Origin of the sequence: Cohnella sp. GCM10012308 (assembly GCF_042649185.1) — a bacterium.
In the GTDB taxonomy this organism is placed as follows: Bacteria; Bacillota; Bacilli; order Paenibacillales; family Paenibacillaceae; genus Cohnella.
Map to the genome: position 1 here is coordinate 520,410 of NZ_JBHRYU010000002.1, position 6,772 is coordinate 527,181.

Here is a 6,772-nt window from a genome sequence, read left to right on the forward strand (position 1 = left end):
TTAGATCTGCACCTCCTTGCTTCTCGTCAGCCTGAGCTGAAGCAGCGATACGACGCCGACGAACAGAAAGAGAATGATGCCCCCGGCCGTCGCATACCCGTAATTGCTGTAGCTGAACGCATGCTTGTAAATGATCAGGGAGATCGTGTTCGAGGCATCTCCCGGACCGCCGTTCGTCATGATGAAAGGCAAATCGAACATCCGCAGCGTCGTCGTCAGCCCGAGGAAAGTCACGACCGTGATCGACGGCATGAGCAGCGGGAAGGTGATATAGCGAAATACGGATAACGGGCCTGCGCCGTCCAGATTGGCCGCCTCGTAAAGCTCGGCCGGAATCGAGCTGAGGCCGGCAAGAAAGACGATCACGCCAAAGCCGACGCCGCCCCACACCATGATGACGATCAGGGCGGGCATGACCGAATCGTACGTGCCGAGCCACTCCCGTCCCGCCGAACCCAGGCCGATCGATCTCAGCAGCTGGTTCAGCGCGCCGTCGTTGTGATAGATCATCGTCCAGACGATCGACATCGTGACGAAGCTGACGACGCCCGGCAAATAAAAGATCGTGCGCAGCACCGTCTGCGAGCGCCCCGCCCTGTTCAGCGCGAGCGCGAGCGCAAGGCTCAGCGCATTGCTTAAGAAAAGGCCGGCCAGCGCGAAAAGCAGCGTATTGCGAAGCGCAATCCGAAAGCCGGGTTCCTTGAACAAGTTGACGAAGTTGTCGAAGCCGATAAAGACCGGCTTGGAAAATCCGTCCCACTGCGTCAAGGCGTAATAGAACGAACTGACGAACGGCCATACGACGATGATAAGGAACAAAATCAATGCGGGCGCCGCAAAAGAGAGTTCGACCCATGCATTTCTAAAACCCGATTTCATACGCTTCCCTGCTTTCGGTTGTTCGTTGGAAAGAAGAAGGGATACGGCGGCTAAGCTCGATCCGCGGCATCCCTTCTCGGCCTCTCGGCCAGTTGCTGTCCATGATAAAACTTACTGCTCGGGAGCGGCCACGAGCCCCTTGTCGCGAACGAAGGCGCTGTCGGCTTCGTCCAGCCAGGACGGGCTGAACGCTTTGCCTGCCAGCATCTTGGTGAACAGCTTGGCGTAGATGTCGCCGACGGAGGCCGGCATGAACTGCCCTTGAATCATGCTCTTGGTAGCGCCGAGCACGCTCAGGAAATCCTTGTTGCCGACTTCCTTATAATCGATCTCGATCCCTTTGATGGCCGGGAATACGCCCGCATCCTTGTCGCGAATGACGATGGCATCCGGATCGTGCATCGCCGTCACGAGGTCTTTGGCGCGCTGCAGGTTTTTCGTATGTGCGTTGACGCCCGTCAATACGCCGACGGATACGCTGAGCAGCGGGTCGCCTTTATCGCTCGGAAGGGCGAAAAATCCGGTTTCCATGCCGCCGCTGTCTTTCATTTCGCTGTTGACGAGACCGCCGATGTACGGGCCGTGGATAATCATGGCCGCTTTGCCGTCCTCGAAATCCTTGCGCTGCAGATCCCAGCCGTTGCTGAGCGCATTGCTTCCGAAATAGCCTTTGTCCACGAACTGCTGGAGCTTGCCGAATGCGGCTTGGATTTCCGGGCCGTTCAGCTTCTTGGCGCCGTTGTAGACGTCCTTCTCGAACGTATCGCTGCCGTACTCGTTAGGCAGGAAGACGCCGACGGTCATGCTCGCCACCCAGGCGTCCTTGAAGCCGCCGGCAAAAGGCGTGATGCCCTTGCTCTTCAGCGTCTCCGCCGTCTGCACCAGCTCGTCCCACGTTTTCGGCACCTGGATGCCGTTGTCTTCGAACAGCTTGCGGTTATACCAGACGCCGTTGCTGTTCAGGTCGAACGGCGCCGCGTACACTTTGCCGCCGTAGGAGCTCTGCGTTTTTGGCGCGCCGTCGATATTCGCCACGAACGGCATGTCCGACAGGTCGGCGATATAGCCCGCCTTCGCGAACAGCGGGAGCTGCGCGCTCTGGAACTGGACGACGTCGGCGGCCGACGCCGAAGCCATTTGCGCTTTGAGCAGATCGAAGTAAGCCTCGCCCGGCGTATTTTTGTATTCGATCGTGGCATTCGGATATTTGACTTTGTACGCCTTCTCGAACGCTTCGCGGTACGCCTTCACGATGCCGAGCGGCTCATCGCCCAGGTTCCAGCTCGCTACGCTGATCGTAAACGCTTCCGTATCCTGCGTCGCCTCGCTGCTTGCAGTCGCACCGCCGCTTGCCGTGCTTGCGGCCTCCGTATTTACCGCGCCGCTGCCCGTATTCGTGCTTGCGGAAGCCCCGTTCCCGCCCGCATCCGAGTTCGATCCGCATGCCGAGAGCAAGCCGAGCGCAAGGATACTGGCCGGAACCAACGTCTGTACTTTTTTGCGTGTCCGTACGATATTCATTTGAGAACCCCTCCTATGATGAACAGACCATGCGTCACTGTCCCGCATGCTCATTGTAAGCCGGACGCCGCGGCGTCGAATAGAATCAACATCTTGACATCAGGTGCAATTTCTTGATCATCCCATAGAACGCGCTCTGGCGCCATGCTATGATAGGAACAACCTGAGGCACAATAACAACCTGGAGTGGAGCTCGATGCGTAAATGGCGCTTTCCGGCAAACAACTCGATCGCGTATCGGCTGTTCGTGATCTACCTGCTCGCGATATCGGTGCCCGTCTTCCTTTACGGCGCCGTCTCCTACAGCCTGTCCGCGCGCAACGTAGAGAATAACTATATTCGAAATAAAGCGGCCATTTCCGACCAGATCATGCGCAACATCGACGAAAACGTGCTGATCTTGCAGAAGCAGTCGGCTTCCCTCTTCTTAATCAGCAAGGAAATTACCTATATGCTCGGCTCTAGACCGAACGACACGAGCGATGCCTATTTCGACTATAAGGAGCGCCTCGACCGTTATTTTCTCGCCCTCATTCAGATGAACGACAAGCTGAACGGAATCACCCTGATCAATACGCGCGGCGAAATCAAGTACGCTATCAACGTTCAGGGCCGCAACTCCGTCGCAGGCTCCGTTCTGGACGAGCCCTGGTTCAAGAAGACGATGGCGCTTAACGGCGCGCCTCATTTTCTCGATCCGCATACGAACGATTTTCTTTTTAATCCCGTCAGCGCCCCCAAGCCCGTCGTCATCTCGGTCGCGCAGTCGATCACCGATTACAACGCGGACGGACCGGCCGGCGTCTTGCTTGTCGATCAGAACACCGAGCAGTTCTTTGGCGACATCGCCAATATGAACCTGCAGGAGGGCGAGCAGACCGCCATCATCAGCCGGACGGGCAAGCTCATCTATAGCAATGTCCAATGGGAAGAACGGGAGAGCGCCAAGCTGTTGGGCGTCGCCAAAGGACTTGGCCGCGGGCAGGTCAAGACCGACATTGGCGGGCAGAGTATGCTTGTTATCGCAAGCGCCCCGTCCCAGTACGGATTTCAGGTCGTGTCCCTGATTCCGATGTCCGAGCTGCAAAAGAAAAGCGGATTTCTGCGCAGCATTACGGCCGCCATGCTGATTGTCATCTCCGGGATCGTGCTGCTGATCTCCATCGTCGTTTCGTTCCTCATCGTCAAGCCGCTTCGCCGGCTCATGCCCTCGTTCAAGCAACTCGAGATGGGGAACTTCTCCACGCGGGTTCCCGTCAAGGGCAACGACGAGCTGGCCCGCATCAGCCAGGCGTTCAACAGCATGGTCGGGAACATCGAATCGCTGATCGTTCAGAAATATGAAGCGAACCTGCTTCGCAACCAGGCGGAGCTCAATGCGCTGCAGTCGCAGATCAATCCTCACTTTTTGTACAACACGCTGTATGCGACTAAATCGGTCATTGACCGCCACGATTACGAACGCGCTTCCGCCATGGTGCAGAACCTGTCGGGCATCTTCCGGTACAGCCTGCATCAGGGCGGCAGCGCCGTCACGCTGCGCGAGGAGATCGATCACATCCGGAAGTATATCTATCTGCATGATATCCGCTTTGCCGGACGGTTCTCGACCGTTTTCGAGATCGATGACGCATTGTGGGAAAAGCCCGTGCTGAGATTGACGCTGCAGCCGTTGGTCGAGAACGCGATCCAGCACGGACTGGCGAACAAGACGATCGGCGGCGAGCTGCGCATTACGGCCAAGCCGGCCGGCGATCATTGGCTCATCTATATCTACGATAACGGCTCGGGCATGTCCGAAGAAGAAATATCGCGGCTGAACGGCTGGTTCGCGCAATCGTCGTCCGAGGCAGCGGGCTTGCCCCAGCCGGTAACGCACGAAGCGACTACCGTAGGCGGCAAAGGAAACGGGCTCGGCATTCGTAACGTGCATGCGCGTATACGGCTGCAGTTCGGCCCGGAATTCGGCATCAAAATAAGCGGCAAGGCGGGCGTCTTTACGACGGTAAGGATCAAGCTCCCGCTGCACGACAGGCTTGGAGAGGAGGCGGTCTGACATGAATATTCTGATTGTCGAAGACGAGACGCAAATTCGCGGCTCGCTCGAGGACGCCCTCCGCCGGTTCGGCATCGACGATATCCGGATCGCCGGCAATGGCTTGGACGCGCTGGCGCTGCTGGAGGAGCGGCGTGCCGATCTCATCCTGTCCGATATTCGAATGCCCGAAATGGACGGCATCGCCCTTCTGGAGCGCGTGCGAGAGCGTCATGGCGACGTGCCGTTCATCGTGCTGAGCGGCTACGATCTGTTCGAATACGCGCAGAAGGCGCTAAAATTCGGCGCTTACGCCTATCTGCTGAAGCCTGTCGCCGAGGCTGAACTGGAGGATGTCGTCCGCGGCGCGCTGCAGGAATTGATGCAGAAGCGGGATCTGCGCGAAGACGAGCTGCGGCTTCAGATCAAATTAAATGCAGGTACTTCGGAGCTGCGCCGCCGTTACTTGACCGAGATCGTCGAGGGCAAGGAAGCGTCCGGCAGGCAGGCGCGCAAATGCGAAGAATACGGCATCCGTTTTACGTCTCCTTTCCATTATGTATGGCTGGCCGGCATGGATGAGGCGGTCCGCATCGCGCAAACGATGCCGCGTTCCGATGTCGAGTTGCTGAAGTACGGACTTGAAAATCTCTGTCTTGAGGTCTTTCGGGAGGGCGGGCTTGTCGCGGAGCCGTTTCGCTGGGACGATGGGATCGGCCTGCTGCTGAATGGGGACGGGGAGAATGGGCAGAACGCGGATGGGCAGTATGCGGATGGGCAGAGCGGGCTAGGGAAGATCGCGGCGTTGTCGGAGCGGGCATCCGGACTCGCCCTCGACGTGTTGAAGCTGTCTATTACGGCGGGAGTCGGACACGCTGCCGGACGTCTTGACGAGACGCCGGCTTCGTTCGCCTCCGCGCGCCGCGCCTTCGCGCAGAAGCTGGTGCATGGCGGAGGCCGCGTCTATGTCTGCGGCACGGAGCGGGAACCGGCTTCCGAGAGCGTATCGCTCGACCTTGCGGCGGAGCGGGAGCTGCTGGCTCTGTTCGAAGCGCACCGGCAGGACGAGGCGTCCGCGTTTCTTGCGGAGCGATTCGCGCCGTTCCGCGTTCCTTGCTCGTTCGAGATCGCGGACGTGGCCAAGCTGAATTATGAGCTGATCGTGCTGCTCGCCACCATTTTGAAGCAGCTTGGCTTCGACGCCGACGAAGCGCTCGGCGACGAGTATCATCTGTATACGCAGGTCAACTCGCTGCAGCGCATAGAGGAAATGATCGCCTGGTTCCGGCAACGGTGTTCGGACGCCTTCACCCACATCCAGGAAAAGTCGACCCGCTCGACCAAGAAGCTGATGGGGAAGGCGCGCGATTATATTGCCGATCACTTTCACGAGGCCATCAGCCTGGAGCTGGTGGCGGACCACCTGCAGATCAGCCCGGAATACCTCAGCAGGGAGTTTAAAAAGGAGCTCGGCGAAAACTTCACCGACTTCCTGCTGAGGCTACGCATGGAGAAGGCGAAGTTTTACATCCGCGAGGGCCGGTACCGCACCTACGAGATTGCGAATCTCGTCGGCTTTCAAAACGAAAAATATTTCTCCAAGGTGTTCAAGAAGGCGACCGGCTTCACGCCGAGCGAGTTTAAGTTCCGGACGTTGTGAACGCCGCAGGGGCGCGGCCGGAGTCCGGCGGGTAGCGGACGGCGGCGGGGATGGGCGGCGATGGGCGGTGGCTGGTGACCGACGCCGCATGGTGCGAAGCGCTTTCCTAGAGCAGCACATCGCTGCTACCGCGCCTCCGATCGTGCGATGTGCTTTCATACGAAAGCACTTGGTGGGTGCCCGACGCCACATGGTGCGAAGTGCTTTCCTTGAGCAGCACTTCGCCGCTACCGCGCCTCCGATCGTGCGATGTGCTTTCATACGAAAGCACCCGGTTGTTGCCGGTTGCCGCATGGTGCGAGGTGCTTTCCTAGAGCAGCACTTCGCTGCTACCGCGCCTCCGATCGTGCGATGTGCTTTCATACGAAAGCACTCGGTTGTAGCCGGTTGCCGCATGGTGCGATGTGCTTTCCTAGAGCAGCACTTCGCCGGTACCGCGCCTCCGATCGTGCGATGGGGCTGTCCCAAAAGGGTCATGAAAATGACCTGCGGGGCAGTCCTGTTTTTGTAAAACAAAAAGAAACCGTTCTTTGGTAAAATGGAAGTGTCGAGCAACCATTTACGAAAGGAACGGTTTCTTTGTACATTCAATATAGCATGGATCAACTTTGTCTGCCAATGGATCTGGAAACAGATATTCCTGAAAATCATCTTGTACGTGTCGTGAATAGCGCTGT

General features: G+C 58.1%; 4 protein-coding genes. 2 read left to right on the forward strand and 2 right to left on the reverse strand.

From position 1 onward, the window contains the following. Together ACFOTD_RS05375 and ACFOTD_RS05380 are read right to left on the reverse strand one after the other, a co-directional pair. The gene (locus ACFOTD_RS05375) at window positions 1-879 is read right to left on the reverse strand and encodes a carbohydrate ABC transporter permease (RefSeq protein ID WP_378116469.1); all 879 of its coding nucleotides are present in this window, start codon (window positions 877-879) and stop codon (window positions 1-3) included. Window positions 880-990: 111 nt separating this feature from the next. Beyond that, on the reverse strand, window positions 991-2,400 hold the full coding sequence (locus tag ACFOTD_RS05380; protein WP_378116471.1) for an ABC transporter substrate-binding protein: 1,410 nt from the start codon (window positions 2,398-2,400) through the stop codon (window positions 991-993). Window positions 2,401-2,596: 196 nt separating this feature from the next. Between ACFOTD_RS05380 and ACFOTD_RS05385 the strand changes: the two genes are divergently transcribed. Continuing rightward, window positions 2,597-4,456 (forward strand): cache domain-containing sensor histidine kinase, encoded by a 1,860-nt coding sequence (locus ACFOTD_RS05385; RefSeq protein ID WP_378116473.1) that lies wholly within the window; start codon window positions 2,597-2,599, stop codon window positions 4,454-4,456. A gap of 1 nt (window position 4,457) precedes the next feature. Then, window positions 4,458-6,095: a response regulator gene (locus tag ACFOTD_RS05390; protein ID WP_378116475.1), complete on the forward strand. Its 1,638-nt coding sequence runs from the start codon at window positions 4,458-4,460 to the stop codon at window positions 6,093-6,095. Window positions 6,096-6,772 lie beyond the last annotated feature (677 nt).

Coding starts and splice junctions, on each gene's coding strand:
- ACFOTD_RS05375 (WP_378116469.1), bottom strand. CDS start 879: ATGAAATCGGGTTTTAGAAATGCATGGGTCGAACTCTCTTTTGCGGCG.
- ACFOTD_RS05380 (WP_378116471.1), bottom strand. CDS start 2,400: ATGAATATCGTACGGACACGCAAAAAAGTACAGACGTTGGTTCCGGCC.
- ACFOTD_RS05385 (WP_378116473.1), top strand. CDS start 2,597: ATGCGTAAATGGCGCTTTCCGGCAAACAACTCGATCGCGTATCGGCTG.
- ACFOTD_RS05390 (WP_378116475.1), top strand. CDS start 4,458: ATGAATATTCTGATTGTCGAAGACGAGACGCAAATTCGCGGCTCGCTC.